Below are 18,595 nucleotides of genomic sequence, written 5' to 3'. Positions count from 1 at the left end.
ACCGCAACCATTTTTGTCATTTCAGGGGTGAGCGTCTTGCGCAAGCGGCTCAGCGCCAGGTTTAACCGCCGAAGCAAGCACATAATCGAGCCCGGCAAACAAGGCAGCCGCATCGGCCTTCAGTGACCAACGCACCACCATGGCGAGCAGCGGATGAAACCGGGAGAGAATCTCAGGCTGCGCGCGCAAGTGCGCGTGCAGCGGCTGATAGACTTGATCGCGAATGGACTCGACCTCAATCTGGCCAAAGCCTGCGGCCGCGAGCTTGTCGTGATAGGGCGCGATTGGATAGGCGTTGCCCTTGGGAATCGAGAACTTCCCGGCCACCAGCGCCCAGGTCGCGCGCTGCAGCCAGCGCTCGCGCCCGCCTGAAGCCAATGGCAGAGGAATGATATCGGCCAGCACCAAACGCCCGCCCGGGCGCAGGACCCGAAACGCCTCGGCAAAGAAGCGCTCGCGCGTTTGAAAATGAAAAGCACACTCGAGCGCCACGACCACATCGACCGAGGCCGCCGCGACCGGCATGGCCGTCGCCGAGCCCAGCCGCAGATCGATCTGCTGCGACAGCTCCTGCTCCGCAATGCGCGCGCGCGCCACCGCGACCTGCGAGGCAGTAATGTTGAGCCCCTTGATGCGCTTCGGCCCAAACTCCCGCCACCACAGCAAGTCTTGATCGCCGAAGCCAAACCCGACATCGAGCAGCTGATCCTCAGCGCTCAGGCGGGCGCGCTCGCCCACTAACCGCACCAAGTCATCGCAGGCGTCATCGAGCGCATGCGCCTGCGCCCAGTAGCCGAGATTCAGGTAGCGCGCGCGCTCGGTCGGCGACTGATCTAACAAGAGATCGTAAACTGAGCGCACATCTTTGCGCCGCAGCGGATTGAATAACCAGTTCAAAAATCCGACACTGGTCGGCAGATCGCGCCATTTGCCCGTTGTCTTGGTCATCTGAAAGCCTCCGGCCGTAATCGATTCAGCCTGGGCGAGACACCCTGGTGGCGGCCCGCGTCCGGCGCGGGCCCGACCCTTGACTTTAACACCGAAGAGCCGCCGGCGAGAATCCTGCTGGCGGCGCGCCTGGTCCAATGCCAACTGATACATCCATTCAGCCAGACAGCGCAAGCCACGGCAAGCCCGCCACCGCCGTCCTCGGTACGCCCACTGATGGGTGCGCCCAGCTCGAGCTCGGCGGACGCTGGAGCATGACAGGCCACCCACCCGATTGCGGGCAGCTGTTGCAGCGCCTTGGCCAGATGCCCGATCTTCACCGGCTCGTCCTCAGCCCGCGGGGGCTCGAAGACTGGGACTCTAGCCTGGTGGTTTGCATTCTCGCGCTGCAGCAGGCGTGCAAGAAGCGCGGTATCCCCTGCGACATCTCCGCGCTGCCCGCCCCGCTGCGCGATCTGCTCGAGTTGGCGCGCGCCGAGCCCGGCACGCACGACCCGGCCGCGCCCGAGCCTAAGTCGCAGGGCTTCTTCGGACATCTCGGAGTCGACTTCCTCGAACTCGCCCAGGCCACCGGCGAGATCATGCGATTCTTCGGCGAGGGCACCCTGGCCGTGCAGCGCTTGGCGCGCGGCAAGAGTCGCTTTCGGCTGTCCGAGTTCTGGCTGATCGTGGAGGCCGCCGGCGCCGACGCCCTGCCCATTGTCAGCCTGGTGTGCTTTCTGGTCGGCATGATCCTGGCCTACATCGGCAACCAGCAACTGGCGCAGTTCGGTGCGCGCATTTACATCGCCGACCTAGTCGGCCTCGCCATGGTTATACAGATCGGCGCCCTGGTCACCGCCATTGTGCTAGCCGGGCGCACTGGCGCCGCCTTTGCCGCGCAGATCGGCGCCATGCAGGCCAATGAGGAAATCGATGCCCTGCGCACCCTGGGCATCTCGCCGATGGACTTTCTGGTGATGCCGCGCTTGCTGGCGCTGATCTTGATGACGCCACTGCTCGCCATCTATGCCAACCTGTTCGGCATCCTTGGCGGCCTGTTCGTCGGCACCACGGTCGCCGGGCTCACCGTCAGCGAATACCTGACCGCCACCCGCAGCGCCATCGCGCTCAACCATCTGGTCCAGGGGCTGATCAGCGCCACCGTCTATGGCGCCATTGTCGCCGCCTCCGGCTGCCTGCGCGGCATGCAATGCGGCCGCAGTGCGGCGGAGGTCGGCCGCGCCACCACATCAGCCGTGGTCACCGCCATTTTGTTCATTGTGATTGCCGCCGCCGCGCTGACGGTGCTCTTCCAGGCCATCGGGCTGTCGTGATGACGACACCCGCAATACCGACACCGGATCAGATCAAGCAACGCCAGGCCATCGTCGAGGTGCGTGACACCACCCTGGCCTATGGCGAGACTGTGATCCAGCAGGCGCTGAATTTCTCCATCCGGCACGGGGATATTTTCATCATCATGGGCGGCAGCGGCTGCGGCAAAAGCACCCTGATGCGCGCCCTGACCGGTCTGCTGGAGCCGACGACCGGGCAAGTCCTGATCAAGAATGTCGACCTCTGGCATGCCAACGTCAGCGACCGCATGGCCCTGATGCGCCGCCAGGGCGTGATGTATCAGAGCGGCGCGCTGTGGAGCGCCATGACCCTGCGCGAGAATGTTAGTCTGCCGCTCGAGATCCACACCGATCTCAGCCCGGCACAAATCCGCGCCATCGCCGACTACAAACTGGCACTGGTGGGCCTGGCCGGTTTCGGCGACCATTACCCGGCTGCCATCAGCGGCGGCATGCGCAAACGCGTGGGTGTCGCGCGCGCCATGGCACTGGACCCGCAAATTCTGTTCTTCGACGAACCCTCTGCCGGCCTCGACCCGCTAAACGCCAGGCGATTGGATGAACTGATTTCGCAACTGCGCGACAGCCTGGGCACCACCATGGTTGTGATTACCCATGAGCTGGCCAGCATCTTCGCCATTGGCGACGATGCGGTCTTTCTCGACACCGAGCGCCGCACCATGCTGACCACCGGCAACCCGCGTTGGCTGCGTGATCACTCCGAGCTGGCCGAGGTACGCCAGTTTCTGAACCGGGGCGAGCTCAACCGGGGCGACAGTTTCTGAACCGCTGCTTCTGAACTGAGGCGATATCAACAGGGGCGACATAAACAGGGGCGAGACATGAGCAAACAAGCCAATCCTGCTGTCATCGGCGGCTTCGTGCTCGGCGCGCTGGTACTCTTCGTCGGCGCGCTCATCGTTTTCGGCAGCGGCGCCCTGCTGCGCGAGCGCGTCGCTCTGGTGACATTCTTCCCGGGTTCGGTCCAGGGGCTCAATGTGGGCGCCCAAGTGCAGTTTCAGGGCGTGCCGATCGGGCAAGTGACCGGCATCGGTCTCGACTATCTGCCCGAGACCAACAACTTCCGGGTTTCGGTGAGCTACGACATTTGGCCGCAAAATGTCGAGGTTCTGGGAGGCGCTGGGCAGACCGCCCCCCGCACCGTCATTCGCAAACTGGTCGAAGACAAGGGGCTGCGCGCACGCATGCAATCGGTCAGCCTGGTCACAGGGCAGTATGTCGTCAGCCTGAGCCTGAATCCGCATCTGCAAGCCATAGCCAGCGCGCAAGATCACCAGGGCGCCATTCAGATACCGGCCATCGAGGCCACCCGCGATCAATTCGAGGATTTGCTCACCACCCTGCCATTGAACGATCTCGTCGCGCAAGCCACCGGAACGCTGGATGCCATCCATCATTTGTTCGCTTCAGGCAAGCTCGACAAGAGCATGGACAGCCTCGACGACACCCTGAGCGAAGCACACCTGACCCTGCAGACGCTGAATCGCAATTTAAAACCGTTGCTTACGGAGCTGCGGCAGCTGCTGACCAACACCAATGAGCTCAGCCTATCGGCACGCGCGCAACTCGATCACATCGCCCCAGCCATGACTCGCGCCGCCGAGAACACCGCCACTCTGACCGCCGACCTGCAACGCGAGTGGACGCCCCTGGCAGCCTCCGCCCGAGCTGCTCTGACCCAGGGCACCAAGACCCTGACCACCCTGGACTCCTTGGTCGCCAGTGACTCCCCGACCCGTTATCAGCTCGATCAACTCCTGCGCGAAACCACTGCGGCGGCCCGCTCTGTGCGTGCCCTGGCCGATTACCTTGAACGCCATCCGGAAGCCTTGCTGGGCGGTAAACGGAAGGCGTCGCGGCATTGACGACCTGAGCATGGGGGCAATCCTGACCAATCTTATTTGCAGCACCATGTCCCAGTTCGCGGCCTCCTGCTTGAGCGAAACCGGGGGCGAGATTGGGGGCGAGATTGGGAGCGCAACCGGAAGACAAACTGGGAGCGCAACTGGCAGTGCACATCGCGGCTGAGCGCCATCCACCAACGGCAACAAGTAGCGGGGAAAATACAGTGTTTGAATTCCTCGACAAAATATGGGTATTACAAGCTATAATCAACTTTACGCTGATTGGTTCAGCGTATTTTCACCGCCAACCTCAACCAACGGCATCCGCACAAAGCAGCGATTAAGCATTGTTTATCAGCAGATTAATAAGATGCAGCAACCTCAAGCTTTCATACGTGAAGAAAACCCCTTAAGTGGTTGAATCAACGTTTTTAATCTTTCACAACATGTTGCCGGCTCTTCCTGCTGAAACCACAATGCGCTATCGTTTCCGCTACGATCAACGTTTCTGCGAAGATCTTAAAGTGAAAAAAGTGAAACAAGAGTTTCATTTCTCGGATTGTCCGACGCTATGAACATGGCGTTTAAGTCGGCGGTTGTTGCTCTCTCTCATGCAATGCACCAGTTCCGTGCAGGAGGCCTAACGTCATGCGTATCCTCGCTCTTTCCCTGATTGCTACAATTTCACTTGCCCCCGCGGCTGCAGTCGCCGATCCAGCACAGGCCATGGCCATCTTCGGCCAGGTTCTCAATGCGGTGAACCAGCAGCAGTCCAACAATCAAGGCCAGTCTCAGCAGCAACCTCAGCAGCGGAGTCGTCAGGGATCTCAAAACGGGAGCCAGTTCGGCGGCGGCAATCAAGGCAACGGCGGTGACGCCGCGGCGGCTTCCGCCATGTTTGGCGCGATTCTCGGAATTGCCGGCTCTCAAATGGGAAAAAGTTCCGGAGGCCAAAAGCAGAGACGCGCTCCCCAGCCAAGGCGCTAGTCAAGCAACTGCAATCCTTGCGCGTTGCGGTATCTTGCTGCCACCTGATCGCCCGGGGACCGCCATCGGCCCCCGGGAATCGCGCATCTCCAAACGCACTTTGTCCCTGATAGACTCTTCAACCGCCTGGCCCTGACATGCCTCCCTCACCTTCTGAAACCGAGACTGTCACCGAGTTGTCGCCGCAAATCTTCCCGGAGGGAAGCGAGACAATTTCCTGCCCAAATTGCCAGGCCACGAATAGCGTTCGTGAACTGCCACAGAAGGAATATCGTTGTTGCGATTGCGGCTTCGAACTTGCGCACCTCGACATGACGATTCATGGTTCGGTGCGCGGCGTCATCGCCTGGGTGCGCTCACCTGGCCAGGTCGTCAACGAGCGTTACAAAGTCACGGGCCTTCTGGGTCGTGGAGGTTTCGGGGTCACCTACCTGGTCGACGATTTGCTCGTGGAGGGCAAGCGTCGCGCGCTCAAGGAAATTCCCGAGATTCTTTTCGACGAGTACGAAACTCGCCTGCTCGGGCGTTTGAACCACCCTGCCATTCCCGATATTACGGATCGCTTTTCGGATCAGGGCATGAACTGCCTGGTATTGGAGTTTGGCGGCAACCGGACGCTACGCAGCGAGCAAAAACGCTACGGCGGGCGGATTCCGCTGCCCGTGCTGCTGCCTTGGATTCGCCAGTTGAGCGAGGCGATCATCTACCTGCACAATCAGAATCCGCCAATCATCCACCGCGATCTCAAGCCGGATAACATCCTGCTCGACGATAACGACCGCGTCATGCTGATCGATTTTGGCATCGCGAAAGAAGCCGTGGCTGAAGGAATGACCCGCACCCTTGGCCGCGCTGCAAGTCAGGGCTTCAGCCCACCCGAGCAGGTACTTGGCACCGGAACCGACGAGCGTTCCGACGTCTATAGCCTTGGCGCGGTCGTCTATAACTTACTGACCGGCACAATGCCGGTCGCTGCTTACGACCGAGTCACGGGGTCACTGCTTGAGCCCATCAAAGAGGTTCTGCCCGATGTGCCGCCCGAAGTCGATGCAGCGGTGCTCAAGGCGCTGGAACTGAACATCAACCTGCGCCATGAATCCATCAGCGCGTTGATGCAATGTCTCGACCCGGTTCAACAAAGCGCACCGGTCGAGCCAGGCTCAGAAACCATGATACTGGATCCAAGCCTGGATCAGCTTACAGCGTTTGGAAACCGCAACGACACCTCTGCAAGCGCACCCCTGCCGTCGTTACGCCTACCCACTGGCCGCTCCGCCCCCCCGGTGAGCGAGGCTGACTCAAGTCCACGCCAGCAAAAACAACTTTGGATAGGTGCTGGTGTCGGCCTGCTCTTGATTGCTGCGGCCGGCATTTGGTGGCTGCTCGGCACTCCCGGACTCAATGGGTCGCCACCCTTGATGGCAGCAGAGTCAGGCGAAGCAAGCCAGACCGAAGATCCCAATAACCCCGAGTCGTCACAAGCAGGTGAGAACCCAGAACAAGAACAAGAAGCCACGGAAAGATCAGGCAACAACGCCGATCACCTTGCAACGGCGGCAACCGCAGCCGGAATCGCAGCGGCCGGCGCTGTGGGTGCGGGGTCTGCCGCGGGGTTGAAGGGACGCGCCGCCACGCAAAACACGCAATCTGCCGGGACAAATGCTGTGGCGAGGGCGTCACAGGAATCACTGCCAAGCATTTTCTCCAACGAGCAATCGCCCGAGCCGCAACGCACCAGCGCTTCCAATGGCTCGCTGATGGATGTGTTTGACCAGAATCGCGGTGAGGCGACTGCCTTGTCCAGTACGGACACCCCGCAGACACAAACAGACGCATCTGCAAGTTCCGCAACATCTTCAACCCAAGCGGGCGCAACTAGCAGCAAGACATCCCAGCCGCGCACCAGCAGCGCCAGAGTCGCGCCCACTATTAGAAAACCAGCAGCAGTAAAACGCGCACCTGTGCCGATCCAGAAGCAACGGATCGCAAAGGGAAACGCACGAAAACCCGCTCCGGTAAGAAGAGCCCCGCCAAAAAGGGCACGAATCAAGAGAGCTCCCAAAAGGAGAGCGCCGGTGAGACGATGACCACGCATTAAGTTGCTCATCGACACATCTGCATTTGGATAAAATCTTTTGATGGGACGGCCAAAGCGAGCCGCAGGGCGAACGAAAAGCATCCCTGAGTGAGCTGTTTTGGCCGAGCGAGCGCCCTATTCGTCGAGAAGAATCTTTTTTGCTGCGTTAATCCTGGCAGCGAGATAATCCGAGCCGCCCCGGTCTGGATGAAACTTTTGCATCAGCCGGCGGTGGGCATCACGAATGGCATCGGCGTCGGCACCCGGCTTGATTCCAAGCACCGCGCTCGCTTCATCTCGAGACAAGCGCCCCGAACCTGCGCCAGCTTCTCCAGTGCCAGTTTCTCCAGCACCAGCTGCTTCCCCGGCCCCAGAGTGATCGTCGCCGTGGGTGCGTTCCAGGTAGGCACGCAGGACGGCGGCTGACTGGGCGTCACTGTCCTGGTAAAACTCGAGCATGCGCGCGAGTTGGGAGCGATCGAGTGCCGAGAGCCGCTCGCCGCTGAAGGGACCTTCGAGCACGGTGCCGTCCATCTGACCGGTGCTCTGGTCAAGGGTCATATCGAGATAACGGGTGCGAATGCGCGATGCTCCCGTCTGCCCTTGCCCTCCACTGGCGGACTGGCCGGCGGCTGCGGTGCGAATACCCAATGCGTGCAGCGCATGCTGAATGATCGGCAACATGCGCAGTAGATTCAGCACGCGAAAAAGTCCAGCGAAGACTGCAGGCACGACGGCGGCCAGCGCGGCGAAAAGCGGATTGAGCCGCCCGCTGGCAACCGCGACCACCAGCAGACCAATCCCGCCCCACAGCAGGGCGCGTCGCAGCGCCCGCGCGACCTGGGGCGCGGGCGCTGTGCGAAACCAGTGCAAGCCCCAAAAAAAGAGCCCGAGCAGCGCGATCAGGATCAGCAGGCGAGCCATGGTCTCAGCCCCGCAATTGGGCCGTGAGCCGGCGCACCGCATCCCCGCGATGCTGGCTAAAGTCCTCAAGCGCGCGGCGACCACCGGCGGCATAGACGGCCACCGCGCTCAAGAGATCGCGCAGCAGGCCGGGGCTCGCGCTGTCGAAGGGGCTCCAGGCACCGCCTGAGAGCCTGGCGATGTCGCGCAGGGCGGCGAGCGCGTCAGGATCGAGGCCTTCCTGAAACACAAACACCGGCACCCCAAGCAGCCGCAGACGTCCGGCTTGATCGGCAAGGCGATCGCGCGGCTCCTCGCAGGCATCGCCGACGAACACCAACGCGCGCAGCGGGGCGTCAGCAACCGGCTTGCCGGCGGGACCAGCAGTCTCGATGACGTGATCGAGCAGATGGCCGATCTGCGTCAGACCCGGCGCGCAGCGCACGGCGCTCATGCGCGGCAACAACTCGTCGGCGCCGCGACACCAGGGCGAGGCGGTGAATTCGCCCAGCCCGCGGTAATAGCACAGCTGGACATCGAGCCCGCCCAAGGACTGGGTCTCCTCGAACATGGCGGCTTGAACCTGGATAGCCTGATCCCAGCTGCGCTCGCGACTGGCAGTGGCATCCAACGCAAAAATCAGACGCGCCCCGGTTTTTTGGTCGCTGCGAGCGGGCGGCAACGCAGCGACCTTGGCGAGGAAAGCGTCAACTTCGTCGCTGCTGGATTTGATCTCGAGCGAGCGGTCGGACGGGCTCATCAATGGGCACCCGTCAGCGCAGCCGCAACAGGCAACATTTGGTTGGAAGCGCGCGTCAAAAACGCCACAACAGCCGCCTAGTCCTCGAGTTCCAGGTTGTCGAGCGCCTTCTGAAAACGCTTGGCATGAGAACGCTCCGCCTTGGCGAGAACCTCAAACCAGTCGGCAATCTCATCGAAGCCTTCCTCCCGGGCGGTGTTTGCCATCACCGGATAGATCTCGGTGCATTCCCGCGTTTCCCCGGAGACCGCCGAATGCAGATTGCTCGCCGTAGAGCCAATGGGGAGCCCGGTGTCAGGGTCACCAATGGCCTCAAGATATTCCAAGTGCCCGTGGGCATGCCCGGTTTCGCCCTCGGCTGCGGAGCGAAACAAGGCAGCCACGTCGTTAAAGCCCTCGACGTCGGCCTTGGCGGCGAAATACAGGTAGCGGCGATTCGCCCGCGCCTCGGCGGCAAAGGCATCGCGCAGGCATTGTTCGGTCTTGCTCCCTTTGAGTTCCATCTTGGTCGTCCCCCATCATTGCACGAGAATATGGCCGCCCTTCAGCCGGTCGAGAAACCCTGCAGCGGCTGCGCGGCGACCTGCTCGCAGTCGAGGTGAGTCACTTGCGCATGCGCCGGCCCCTGCTGCAGCCAGGCACGCAGGGCGCGCACCGCGTCCGGCGAGCCGCAGGCCAGCACTTCAACCCGGCCGTCGGGTAGATTGTGCGCATGGCCGCTGACACCCAAGCGCTCGGCCTGCTCGCGCGTGGACCCGCGAAAAAACACCCCCTGCACCCGGCCGCTGACCAGACAGCGGAAGCAGACGCTTGAGGCACCATCGGCCGCGTCCGTCATGCTGCCCTCCCGTTCGGCGTTGCGAAACGATCAGTCACCCGGCTGCTCGCGTTTGTATTTGGTGAAGGTGGTCTCCTCATAGGCCCCTTCGGTGACATAGCGACCGAGCTGCATGAACTCCTCGGCATCGCGCGTAGCGCCGGTATAGCGGGCGACCAGGTTACCGTCGAGGTCGAAAAAGGCGAACACCGGTGTGGCCCGCACCCTAAACTGCTGCAAGGCGAAGTCTTTCTGGGTGGTGGGATTACCCTCGAAATCGACTACCTCAATGTCGCCCTCGATATCGACCGGAAAGACCAGAAAATGTTCGCCGAAGAAATCCTGCACCTCGGGCTGATTCAGCACCGTGGTCTTCATACGCTGACAAAAAGGGCATTCGTCCATCTCGAACATCAACAAGAGCCCCTGCTTACCCTCGGCGCGGGCGGTTTCAAGCTCCTCGCTGAAATCGCCGAAGGTCTGATCAAAGAAAGCACCGGGATCGCGCTCTGCCGCCAAGCTCGTCAAAGCCACTATCGCCAGCAGGCAGCCAAAAATCCAGTGCGTACCCGTGCGAAGATTCTTCGTCCCGAAACCTCGGCCGGCGCGCTGCATTGAATGCTGCATTGTTCCATCCTCCATCTGTGACAAAAACTTTTGCGAAATCATAGGGGATTTTGGCTCCTTCCGCTTCACCGGGTATTCAGCGACAATGCCTGTCATGAAACCAATACTTCAAGCCCCCAGCGAACCGGTCCTGCTTGCCATCGGTGGCCATGATCCCGGTGGCGGCGCCGGCCTGCAGGCCGATATCGAAGCCGCCGCTGCGCTCGGCCTGCATTGCTGCACAGCAATTAGCTGCATCACTGTCCAGACCTCCTGCCGGCTGACGCAGACCATTGCCCAGCCGGTTGAGCAGTTGCGGGATCAGTGCCTGGCGGTCTTTGAGGACTGCCAGGTTGCCGCTGTCAAAATCGGGCTCATCGGTCACTCTCATCTGGTGCAGACCATCGCCACCCTGCTCGAAGCCCATCCCGACTTGCCGGTGGTATTCGACCCCGTCCTTGCCACCGGCAGCGGCGAGCGCATTGCCGATGCCGCCTTGCTGAATCAGCTCCGGCGCCATTTAGTGAAACGCTGCACCCTGGTCACACCCAATCTGCCGGAGGCCAAACTTCTCGCCGACGCGCCAGACCGCGATCAGGCAGCACAGCGATTGCTCGCCATGGGGGCCCGCGCGGTCCTCATCACAGGCACCCATGACGACAGCGCTCAGGTCATCAATACATTCTACCCCGCGGGCAAAGAACACAGCCAAATGCAATGGCCGCGTCTGCCAGGCAGTTTTCACGGCTCTGGTTGCACCCTGGCCAGCGCCATCGCGGCGCGGCTCGCGCTCGGCATGGAGCTCGACACCGCGGTGCGCGAGGCACAGCACTATACGATGGCGACTCTGCGCCAGGCGCGCGCGCTCGCTCGCTGCCAGCAAATACCTCGGCGACTGCTGGTTGCCGACCAGACTAGCGAACGCCCAAACGCCCTGCGCACCCTGGTTGCGCCCGCACCCACCAAGCCAGACAATGGGCACTTGCCAGATTGAAATCCAGAGAGCCTGCCTCTCCGCCACAGCCTATCAGGAGACCTGATTCCATGAGTCGATCCCAAGACCTCTTCGCCGCCGCCCAACGTCACATTCCGGGCGGCGTCAACTCCCCGGTTCGTGCTTTCCGCAGCGTCGGCAGCGATCCTGTCTTTTTCGCCTCCGCCGCCGGCTCCATGGTGACCGACGTCGATGGCAAAACCTACATCGACTATGTCGGCTCCTGGGGTCCGATGATTCTTGGCCACGCCCACCCGGAGGTGATTGCCGCTGTGACCGAGCAGGCCGCACGCGGGCTGTCCTACGGCGCCCCGACCGAGCTTGAGACGCAAATGGCCGACAAGGTCTGCGAGCTGGTGCCGAGCATGGACCTGGTGCGCATGGTCAGCTCCGGCACCGAGGCGACCATGAGCGCCCTGCGCCTGGCGCGCGGCTTCACTGGTCGCGACAAGGTCGTGAAGTTCGAGGGCTGCTACCACGGCCATGTCGACTCGCTCCTGGTCAAGGCCGGTTCGGGCATGCTGACCCTGGGCGAGCCGAGTTCCCCGGGCGTGCCGGCCGCCCTCGCCGAACTGACCCTCACCCTGACCTACAACGATCTCGATCAGGTGCGCGAGACCTTCGCAAAAATGGGCGACGAGATCGCCTGCATCATCGTCGAGCCGGTCGCCGGCAACATGAACTGCATCCCTCCGGCACCGGGCTTTCTCGAAGGCCTGCGCGAGGTCTGCGACCAGCATGGCAGCGTGCTGATTTTCGACGAGGTCATGACCGGCTTTCGTGTCGGCCTCGGCGGCGCCCAGGGCCGCTATGGCATCAAGCCGGACCTGACCGCGCTCGGCAAGGTGATCGGCGGCGGAATGCCGGTCGGTGCCTTTGGCGGACGGCGCGAGATCATGGAGAAAATTTCCCCGCTCGGCCCGGTGTATCAGGCCGGCACCCTATCCGGTAACCCAATCGCCATGGCCGCGGGGCTGAAGACGCTGGAACTCATCTCCAAGCCTGGCTTCTTCGACCAGGTCGAGGCCAGTACCACCCGCTTGGTCAAGGGCCTGAGCGAGTTGGCATCGGCTACCGGCGTTGGCTTCAGCACCAATCAAGTCGGCGCCATGTTTGGGCTCTTCTTCACCGCCGATGGTCCGGTGACCAACTACGCCAAGGCCACCGCTTGCGATCAAGACGCCTTCCGCGCCTTCTTCCAGACGATGCTGGAGCAAGGCGTCTATCTCGCGCCATCGGCCTTCGAGGCCGGTTTTGTGTCCTCGGCCCATAGCGAGGCAGACATCGACGCCACGCTCGCCGCCGCGCGCGAGGCCTTTAACGCGCTAGCGGGCTAAGGCAAAACAAGGCCACCACTGAGCACCCGGCTCATCGAATCATCCCAACGAGCCACCTCAGCCAAGCCATGGACCGTCCCAGGCCAACCCATCGACCCGCCGCCGGTCGCGCCAGCTGGCCGGCGGCGAGCGCCGGATCACTGAGTCGCGCAACAGCGAAGCGGTGAATGGAGGAAAAACTTGGCGCTTTGCTGATAACAACGGGGGCGACCATCAGCGCCCACCCGGGCGTCGCCTATCTGGTGTTGTTCGCGGTCGCGCTGACCGAATCCCTGGCCGTGGTCGGCATGGTGGTACCCGGGGTGCTGATCATGCTGATCGCCGGCGCCCTGATCGCCGATGGGGTACTCAGCTTTTGGCCTGCCTGCCTGCTCGCGATCAGCGGGGCCATCCTCGGCGACGGCCTGAGCTTCTGGCTCGGTCGTCACTACAAAGCGCGGCTGCGCAGCGTCTGGCCCTTCAGCCGACACCCGGCGCCGCTCGAGCGCGGCATCGCCTTCTTCTCCCGTCACGGCGCCAAGAGCGTGATCATGGGGCGATTCGTTGGCCCGATGCGCGCCATGGTGCCACTGGTTGCTGGCATGCTCGACATGCCGACGCGGCGCTTTTTGCTTGCCAACATCGCCTCGGCACTGCTGTGGGGGCCGGCCTATCTGGCACCCGGCATTTTATTCGGCGCGTCACTCAAGCTCGCATCTGAGGCAGCCACCGGGCTGCTGTTCATCAGCCTAGCGCTGATCACCTTGCTCGCGGCCACCATCTGGGTCAGCCGCCGTCTGGTGCAATGGGCCAGCAGCCGCGCCAGCGCCTGGCTGCAAGCGCTACTGCAATGGGCCGACCAATCACGGCGGGGGCATCCGCTGATGGGGCGCATCGCCGCCGCCCTGGCCGACCCCGAGCACCCGGACGCCGCCACTCTGGCCGGCTTTGCCCTAGCGCTGCTGGTGGCCACGGTAGCGCTTGGGCTGGGGCTCGGCTTCGCGCTGATCGGGCCGGAAAACCTTGGCATCAACCGCATGGCGTTCGACCTGGGTGCAAGCCTGCGCTCGCCCACGGCCGACCGCCTGCTGATCGCTATTGCTACCCTGGGCGATCCCATCCTGCTGCTGTGGCTGGTGGCTCTGGTTTTTGTCTATCTGCGCTGGCATCACCGTCGGCGCGATGCGAGCTATTGGCTGGCTGCCGCAACCTTCGCGCTGATCGCCAGCCCGCTGCTCGGCGCAGCCATTGGCACCGCGCGGCCCGCGCCCTCGTTCTCGGCGGGCTCCGAGCTGGTTTGGCAACTCCCCTGGCCATGGTCCTTTCCGACGCCGCCACTGCTCGGCGCCACCCTGGTCTATGGTTTCTTCGCACTATTGGTCGCCCGCACGCTGCCGGCGCGCAACCGCTGGATGCCTTTTGCGCTAGCGGCCAGTCTGGTCGCGGGCATCGCGTTCGCGCGCCTGTATTTTGGCACCGAATGGTTAACGGATCTGCTGGCGAGCGTTGCCCTGGCACTGGTGTGGCTTGCCGCTCTCGGTCTGGCCTACGCGCGCCACACGCCGCCGGCGCGCCGCACCACCCGCATGGGAGGACCGCTGGTGGCGATCGCCGTGCTGCTGTGGTTACCCGGCTACGGGCTGCTGAGCCTGTTTGAACAGGGGGACGCGGAATCCCAGCGACTGCTTCGTGTGCGCCCCCAACCGCCGCTGCAACAGCTGACGGCCGCGCAATGGCGCGAGGGGTCTCTAAGCGGACTGCCGCGCCAGCGTCTGGACCTGTGGCGCAGAAATCGCCAGCCGTTTGACATCCAATACGCCGGGCCGCTGCAGAACCTCTCGCAGGCGCTTGCCGCAGACGGCTGGCAACCGGCGGAGATGCTTGACTGGCGCAATGCCTTGCGGCTGCTGTCGCCGTCACTGGCGCTGTCGCAGTTTCCGGTGATCCCGCATGTCCATCAGGGACGTCACGAAGGCCTGGTCTTGGTGCGAGACGAACCCGATGGCAATCGCTTCGTTCTCAGGCTATGGGAAACGCGCTATCTCGTCAGCGGTCGCGGTCCACTGTGGATTGGTGACATCACACGCGTCGAGAAGGAACGCATTGCCGGACTGCTCGCCATTCCCGTGACGCACGCGGGGACCCAAACCGCCGAGCTCGCGGCACTGACCCGCCTGCTCACCACGCGAAAGGATTTCGAGCTATCCCGGCCCGGCCAGATCCCCAGTGGCCAGAACCCGAGCAATCAGCCCCCCGGTGAACAGCTCACCAGCGCTCAGGTCCCCAGCACTCAGGTTCCCAATAGCCAACTACCCAGCGCTCAGGTCCGCAGTGGCCGGCCCTCCAGTGAACAGATCCGCGGTGGCCAGCGCGATATCGGCAAGCTCCCCGATGGCCCGCTGCGGATCAGTCACCTAAGCGACAGGATGTCGCTTCCGCCTCCGCGGCCGGATCGCCCCAACGCGGCAGCAGATGATGCGGCACCTGCAGATGGTCCAGCACCCGCGCCACCATGAATTCGATCAGCTCATCGAGCGTGCGTGGATTGAAGTAGAAACCAGGATTCGCCGGCATAATGACCGCCCCGGCACGGGCCAGGCGCAGCATGTTCTCAAGGTGTATCACGTTGAACGGGGTCTCGCGCACCACCAGGATCAATGGGCGGCGTTCTTTCAGCACCACGTCGGCGGCACGGTCGATCAAGTCATCACTCAGCCCCGCGGCGATACTGGCCAGCGTGCCCGTGGTGCAGGGACAGATCGCCATGGCATCGGGCGGATGGCTGCCACTCGCCACCGGCGCGGTCCACTGCTGGCGACCGAACACCCGCAACTGACCGGGAGCGGCACCGAGGCGCTCGCTGAAAAAGTGCTCGGCCTCCGCTGGCCGTGCGGGCACGTCCAGGCCTGCCTCCATCTTCAGCACTACCTGGGCGGCCTGGGAAATCAGCAGATAGACGCGCACTCGGGCATCAATCAGGCACTGCAGCAAGCGCAGACCATACTGGATGCCAGAGGCGCCTGTCAGCGCGACCGCGATGGTGCGCGGCCAGTCCTCCAGCATCGGCGGCCGGGTTGGCTCGGATGAAGACGCCGCAGCCAATGCATTTGCCGCTGTGGATTGATTTCCGGAAGGGCTGTTCACGCGCCTTCCCTTGATGGACCCAGTGACACTGAGGCGCCCAATGACGCGGTGAATGAATCCACCCCGAAAGGCTGAACGGAACCAGCGTGATTCATACCTGGTCCCTCAGGGCATCGAGCAGACGCTGATGAATGCCTTGAAAGCCGCCATTGCTCATCACCAGAAGATGATCGCCAGGCTGAGCCGCCGCGATGATCTCGGCCACCAGCCCCTCGATGTCTTCGAGCACCATGGCGCGCTCGCCCAGAGGCGCCAACACCGCCGCAGCGTCCCAGCCAAGGTCCGTCGGTGCAAACAGAAACACCAAATCGGCATCCTGCAAGGACGCCGCCAGGGTATCGGCATGCACCCCGGCGCGCATGGTGTTGGAGCGCGGCTCCAGCACCGCGAGGATGCGCGCGCCCCCGACCGAGCGCCGCAGCCCATCAAGCGTGGTGGCGATGGCAGTTGGATGGTGCGCGAAATCGTCATACAGGCGCACCCCGGCCACCTCGCCCCGCAGCTCCATACGCCGGCGCACGCCCTTAAAGCGGGCAAGAGACGCCATGGCCGCCTCCGGCGCGACACCCACATGCGCCGCCGCTGCAACTGCCGCAAGCGCATTGGCGACATTGTGCCGGCCGGTCTGAGTCCAAGACCAGCTACCCAGCGCCCTGCCCTGATGAGAGAGGCGCACCTCGGTGCCGGCTGGGGTCAACAACTCAGTGCTCCAGTCGGCACTTGCAGCTAGCGTTGCTTGCGGCGGCGGCGGCGAATCCAGCCCAATCCCAGCGAGGGCCAGCGACTGACGCGGCGTCCAGCAGCCCATGGCCAGCACTTCATCGATACTGCCGACGCCTTGCGGGTGCAAAATCAGCCCACTACCCGGCACGGTGCGCACCAGGTGATGGAACTGGCGCTGAATGGCGGCCAAGTCATCAAAGATATCGGCGTGATCGAACTCCAGATTGTTGATGACCAGGGTGCGCGGGCGGTAATGCAGAAACTTCGAGCGCTTGTCGAAAAAGGCCGTGTCGTACTCATCGGCTTCCACCACGAAATAGCGCCCGGCGCCCAGGCGCGCCGACTGCCCGAAATTCCCCGGCACACCGCCGATCAGAAACCCGGGCTCGAGCCCGGCATCCTCAAGCAGCCAAGCGAGCAGGCTTGCCGTGGTGGTCTTACCATGGGTACCCGCCACTGCCAGCACGTGGCGCGCGCCCAGCAGATGCTCTGCCAGCCACTGCGGCCCTGAGACATAGGGAAGGCCCTCATCGAGCATGTATTCCACCGCCGGCACACCGCGGGTCATCGCATTGCCAACGACCACGACATCCGGCGCCGGCTGCAGGTGCGCCGCGTCATAGCCCTGGGAGAGCGCGATGCCGGCCGCCTCGAGTTGGGTGCTCATTGGCGGATAGACATTGGCATCCGAGCCGGTCACCCGATGGCCAAGCTCGCGCGCGAGCAGCGCCAATCCGCCCATGAAGGTGCCGCAGATACCGAGAATGTGCAAATGCATGAGGATTATCCGAACTGACTCAGCCCAGGCTCTGCGTCATGCCGCCAATCACCATGAACGACAGCACATCGTAAGCAATGGCGAGAAAAACACCCTGACTCAGGCGAATCTCGAAGGCATGGCGCAAAATGTGCGCAGTGGCCGTTACGCCCCAGACGACCAGCATCAGAAACACCATGGCCGCCAAGACGCGCACGGGACTGGTTTCATCAACGCTACCGGCCAAACTCAGCGGGAAAAGCGCGAATAATCCAATCAGGGTATCGGCGCCGATCAGCGCGGTGCCCGTTTGCAGAAAACGCGTCGGCTTGTCGACAAGGCGCAAGATGCCATAGAGGAGCACGAGCAGAAAGCCGGTATCCAGAGCGCCTTGCAACAGGCCGATCAGAGCCATCTCGCCGGCGGTCATGGCAAGCAGCATGGACCCAAGCAGGCTGGCCCCGATCACCAGGCCCAGAACCAGCTGCGAGGCAGGCAGATCCTGAGGCGCACGCCGGAGCAGGCAGATATCAACAAAAAAGTGGACAATGGCGAGCACGGCAGTCACTCAAAAAGGCGGGCGCGGCGGCAAATCCAGCATGATACCGGTTCGCCGATGCGAAGCCAAAAACCGAAAATTCATTTTTGATCGCCATCTCTTAAGCCGAAACAACGCGGAGACAGCACCATGGCGTTACAACCTGTTCCTGTCATGACCTTTGAAGACTGGCTTGAGGCCGAACGGGCCGAACCAGAAGAGCGTACAGAGTACGTCGCCGGTGAAGTATTCGCCATGGCAGGCGGCTCGGAGGCGCATAATCTGATTGTCGTGAACATCGCGCGCGAGCTGAGCCTGGCTCTCAAGCGACGCCCCTGCCGCGTATACCCGAGCGACATGAAGGTTCATATCGCCAGCGCCGAGGCCGGTGTCTACCCCGATATCATGGTCATCTGCGGCGAACGTCACTTCCACGACAACCGCCGCGACCTGGTGACCAATCCGGGCCTGATCGTCGAGGTGCTGTCCGACTCGACCGAGGCCTATGATCGGGGGCTTAAGTTCGCTAACTACAGGGAGATCGAAAGCCTGCATACCTATCTGTTGATCTCCCAGGACCGCATCACCGTTGATCTCTACCAGCGCCAAGCGGACAACAGCTGGAATCTGGAAAGCTTCGCGCACCTCGAAGACGTTATCCCGCTGCCCGGCATCGACGCCAGCCTGGCCATGGCGGAGGTTTACGACAAAGTCGAGCTGCCCTGAGTCGGTCAACCCGGTATCAATCTAACGGCAATCAATCTGCCGGGAGTGAATCAACCTGCCCCGAGCGCAGCTTGGCAGTCATCACCCACGCTGACGG

At 62.8% G+C, this 18,595-nt stretch carries 18 protein-coding genes; 9 read left to right on the top strand and 9 right to left on the bottom strand.

From position 1 onward, the window contains the following. Nucleotides 1-21: 21 nt before the first annotated feature. On the bottom strand, nt 22-948 hold the full coding sequence (locus tag Thiosp_RS06795; protein WP_201063424.1) for an SAM-dependent methyltransferase: 927 nt from the start codon (nt 946-948) through the stop codon (nt 22-24). 137 nt (nt 949-1,085) lie between these two features. Here Thiosp_RS06795 and Thiosp_RS06790 point away from each other — a divergent pair, with 137 nt between their 5' ends. From Thiosp_RS06790 to Thiosp_RS06770, 5 genes are all read left to right on the top strand, one after another. Beyond that, nucleotides 1,086-2,264, top strand: a complete 1,179-nt coding sequence (locus tag Thiosp_RS06790; RefSeq protein WP_201063422.1) for an MlaE family ABC transporter permease — start codon at nt 1,086-1,088, stop codon at nt 2,262-2,264. Further along, nucleotides 2,264-3,070, top strand: a complete 807-nt coding sequence (locus tag Thiosp_RS06785; RefSeq protein WP_201063420.1) for an ABC transporter ATP-binding protein — start codon at nt 2,264-2,266, stop codon at nt 3,068-3,070. Before Thiosp_RS06790 ends, Thiosp_RS06785 begins: the two co-directional genes overlap by 1 nt. A gap of 57 nt (nt 3,071-3,127) precedes the next feature. Beyond that, entirely contained in the window at nt 3,128-4,171 is a 1,044-nt protein-coding gene (locus Thiosp_RS06780; RefSeq protein ID WP_201063418.1) for an MlaD family protein, read from the top strand. A gap of 627 nt (nt 4,172-4,798) precedes the next feature. Then, nucleotides 4,799-5,137, top strand: coding sequence for a hypothetical protein (locus Thiosp_RS06775; protein ID WP_201063416.1), 339 nt, complete (start codon nt 4,799-4,801; stop codon nt 5,135-5,137). 176 nt (nt 5,138-5,313) lie between these two features. Next, entirely contained in the window at nt 5,314-7,224 is a 1,911-nt protein-coding gene (locus Thiosp_RS06770) for a serine/threonine protein kinase (RefSeq protein ID WP_323696947.1), read from the top strand. A gap of 125 nt (nt 7,225-7,349) precedes the next feature. Here the strand turns inward: Thiosp_RS06770 and Thiosp_RS06765 are convergent, their stop codons facing one another. The 5 genes from Thiosp_RS06765 to Thiosp_RS06745 form a co-directional block, all read right to left on the bottom strand. Next, on the bottom strand, nt 7,350-8,138 hold the full coding sequence (locus Thiosp_RS06765; protein WP_201063412.1) for a DnaJ domain-containing protein: 789 nt from the start codon (nt 8,136-8,138) through the stop codon (nt 7,350-7,352). A 4-nt stretch (nt 8,139-8,142) separates the two neighbouring features. Continuing rightward, on the bottom strand, nt 8,143-8,877 hold the full coding sequence (locus Thiosp_RS06760; protein WP_201063411.1) for a vWA domain-containing protein: 735 nt from the start codon (nt 8,875-8,877) through the stop codon (nt 8,143-8,145). A gap of 77 nt (nt 8,878-8,954) precedes the next feature. After that, nucleotides 8,955-9,380, bottom strand: coding sequence for a rubrerythrin family protein (locus tag Thiosp_RS06755; protein ID WP_201063410.1), 426 nt, complete (start codon nt 9,378-9,380; stop codon nt 8,955-8,957). A 41-nt stretch (nt 9,381-9,421) separates the two neighbouring features. Beyond that, nucleotides 9,422-9,715, bottom strand: coding sequence for an acylphosphatase (locus Thiosp_RS06750; RefSeq protein ID WP_201063409.1), 294 nt, complete (start codon nt 9,713-9,715; stop codon nt 9,422-9,424). 30 nt (nt 9,716-9,745) lie between these two features. Continuing rightward, a complete protein-coding gene (locus Thiosp_RS06745; protein ID WP_242518233.1) occupies nt 9,746-10,321 on the bottom strand; it encodes a thioredoxin family protein in 576 nt (191 codons plus the stop codon). Nucleotides 10,322-10,415: 94 nt separating this feature from the next. Here Thiosp_RS06745 and thiD point away from each other — a divergent pair, with 94 nt between their 5' ends. The 3 genes from thiD to Thiosp_RS06730 all read left to right on the top strand — a co-directional run bounded on the left by thiD (nt 10,416) and on the right by Thiosp_RS06730 (nt 15,126). Then, nucleotides 10,416-11,294 (top strand): bifunctional hydroxymethylpyrimidine kinase/phosphomethylpyrimidine kinase, encoded by an 879-nt coding sequence (gene thiD / locus Thiosp_RS06740; RefSeq protein ID WP_242518232.1) that lies wholly within the window; start codon nt 10,416-10,418, stop codon nt 11,292-11,294. 50 nt (nt 11,295-11,344) lie between these two features. After that, nucleotides 11,345-12,631: a glutamate-1-semialdehyde 2,1-aminomutase gene (gene hemL / locus Thiosp_RS06735; RefSeq protein WP_201063407.1), complete on the top strand. Its 1,287-nt coding sequence runs from the start codon at nt 11,345-11,347 to the stop codon at nt 12,629-12,631. Nucleotides 12,632-12,798: 167 nt separating this feature from the next. Beyond that, entirely contained in the window at nt 12,799-15,126 is a 2,328-nt protein-coding gene (locus Thiosp_RS06730) for a VTT domain-containing protein (RefSeq protein ID WP_201063406.1), read from the top strand. Here the strand turns inward: Thiosp_RS06730 and Thiosp_RS06725 are convergent. The 3 genes from Thiosp_RS06725 to Thiosp_RS06715 all read right to left on the bottom strand — a co-directional run bounded on the left by Thiosp_RS06725 (nt 15,017) and on the right by Thiosp_RS06715 (nt 17,793). After that, nucleotides 15,017-15,673 carry a flavin prenyltransferase UbiX gene (locus tag Thiosp_RS06725; protein ID WP_201063542.1) on the bottom strand — a complete coding sequence of 219 codons (657 nt, stop codon included), beginning with the start codon at nt 15,671-15,673 and terminating at the stop codon, nt 15,017-15,019. The two genes, Thiosp_RS06730 and Thiosp_RS06725, sit on opposite strands and share 110 nt — an antisense overlap. Nucleotides 15,674-15,845: 172 nt before the next feature. Further along, nucleotides 15,846-17,255 carry a UDP-N-acetylmuramate:L-alanyl-gamma-D-glutamyl-meso-diaminopimelate ligase gene (mpl, locus tag Thiosp_RS06720; RefSeq protein ID WP_201063405.1) on the bottom strand — a complete coding sequence of 470 codons (1,410 nt, stop codon included), beginning with the start codon at nt 17,253-17,255 and terminating at the stop codon, nt 15,846-15,848. A 19-nt stretch (nt 17,256-17,274) separates the two neighbouring features. Beyond that, a complete protein-coding gene (locus Thiosp_RS06715; protein ID WP_201063404.1) occupies nt 17,275-17,793 on the bottom strand; it encodes a hypothetical protein in 519 nt (172 codons plus the stop codon). Nucleotides 17,794-17,922: 129 nt separating this feature from the next. Between Thiosp_RS06715 and Thiosp_RS06710 the strand changes: the two genes are divergently transcribed. Continuing rightward, nucleotides 17,923-18,498: a Uma2 family endonuclease gene (locus tag Thiosp_RS06710; RefSeq protein ID WP_201063403.1), complete on the top strand. Its 576-nt coding sequence runs from the start codon at nt 17,923-17,925 to the stop codon at nt 18,496-18,498. The last annotated feature ends 97 nt before the right edge of the window (nt 18,499-18,595 follow it).

The organism is Thiorhodovibrio litoralis, assembly GCF_033954455.1.
GTDB lineage: Bacteria > Pseudomonadota > Gammaproteobacteria > Chromatiales > Chromatiaceae > Thiorhodovibrio > Thiorhodovibrio litoralis.
The sequence above is the reverse complement of the archived record's forward strand: the minus strand, read 5'-3'. Positions and strand labels throughout refer to the sequence as shown.

What these genes read in the sequence shown, in the direction of transcription:
- Thiosp_RS06795 (WP_201063424.1), bottom strand. Translation starts at nt 948, where the DNA reads ATGACCAAGACAACGGGCAAATGGCGCGATCTGCCGACCAGTGTCGGA.
- Thiosp_RS06790 (WP_201063422.1), top strand. Translation starts at nt 1,086, where the DNA reads ATGCCAACTGATACATCCATTCAGCCAGACAGCGCAAGCCACGGCAAG.
- Thiosp_RS06785 (WP_201063420.1), top strand. Translation starts at nt 2,264, where the DNA reads ATGACGACACCCGCAATACCGACACCGGATCAGATCAAGCAACGCCAG.
- Thiosp_RS06780 (WP_201063418.1), top strand. Translation starts at nt 3,128, where the DNA reads ATGAGCAAACAAGCCAATCCTGCTGTCATCGGCGGCTTCGTGCTCGGC.
- Thiosp_RS06775 (WP_201063416.1), top strand. Translation starts at nt 4,799, where the DNA reads ATGCGTATCCTCGCTCTTTCCCTGATTGCTACAATTTCACTTGCCCCC.
- Thiosp_RS06765 (WP_201063412.1), bottom strand. Translation starts at nt 8,138, where the DNA reads ATGGCTCGCCTGCTGATCCTGATCGCGCTGCTCGGGCTCTTTTTTTGG.
- Thiosp_RS06760 (WP_201063411.1), bottom strand. Translation starts at nt 8,877, where the DNA reads ATGAGCCCGTCCGACCGCTCGCTCGAGATCAAATCCAGCAGCGACGAA.
- Thiosp_RS06755 (WP_201063410.1), bottom strand. Translation starts at nt 9,380, where the DNA reads ATGGAACTCAAAGGGAGCAAGACCGAACAATGCCTGCGCGATGCCTTT.
- Thiosp_RS06750 (WP_201063409.1), bottom strand. Translation starts at nt 9,715, where the DNA reads ATGACGGACGCGGCCGATGGTGCCTCAAGCGTCTGCTTCCGCTGTCTG.
- Thiosp_RS06745 (WP_242518233.1), bottom strand. Translation starts at nt 10,321, where the DNA reads ATGCAGCATTCAATGCAGCGCGCCGGCCGAGGTTTCGGGACGAAGAAT.
- thiD (WP_242518232.1), top strand. Translation starts at nt 10,416, where the DNA reads ATGAAACCAATACTTCAAGCCCCCAGCGAACCGGTCCTGCTTGCCATC.
- hemL (WP_201063407.1), top strand. Translation starts at nt 11,345, where the DNA reads ATGAGTCGATCCCAAGACCTCTTCGCCGCCGCCCAACGTCACATTCCG.
- Thiosp_RS06730 (WP_201063406.1), top strand. Translation starts at nt 12,799, where the DNA reads ATGGAGGAAAAACTTGGCGCTTTGCTGATAACAACGGGGGCGACCATC.
- Thiosp_RS06725 (WP_201063542.1), bottom strand. Translation starts at nt 15,673, where the DNA reads ATGCTGGAGGACTGGCCGCGCACCATCGCGGTCGCGCTGACAGGCGCC.
- mpl (WP_201063405.1), bottom strand. Translation starts at nt 17,255, where the DNA reads ATGCATTTGCACATTCTCGGTATCTGCGGCACCTTCATGGGCGGATTG.
- Thiosp_RS06710 (WP_201063403.1), top strand. Translation starts at nt 17,923, where the DNA reads ATGGCGTTACAACCTGTTCCTGTCATGACCTTTGAAGACTGGCTTGAG.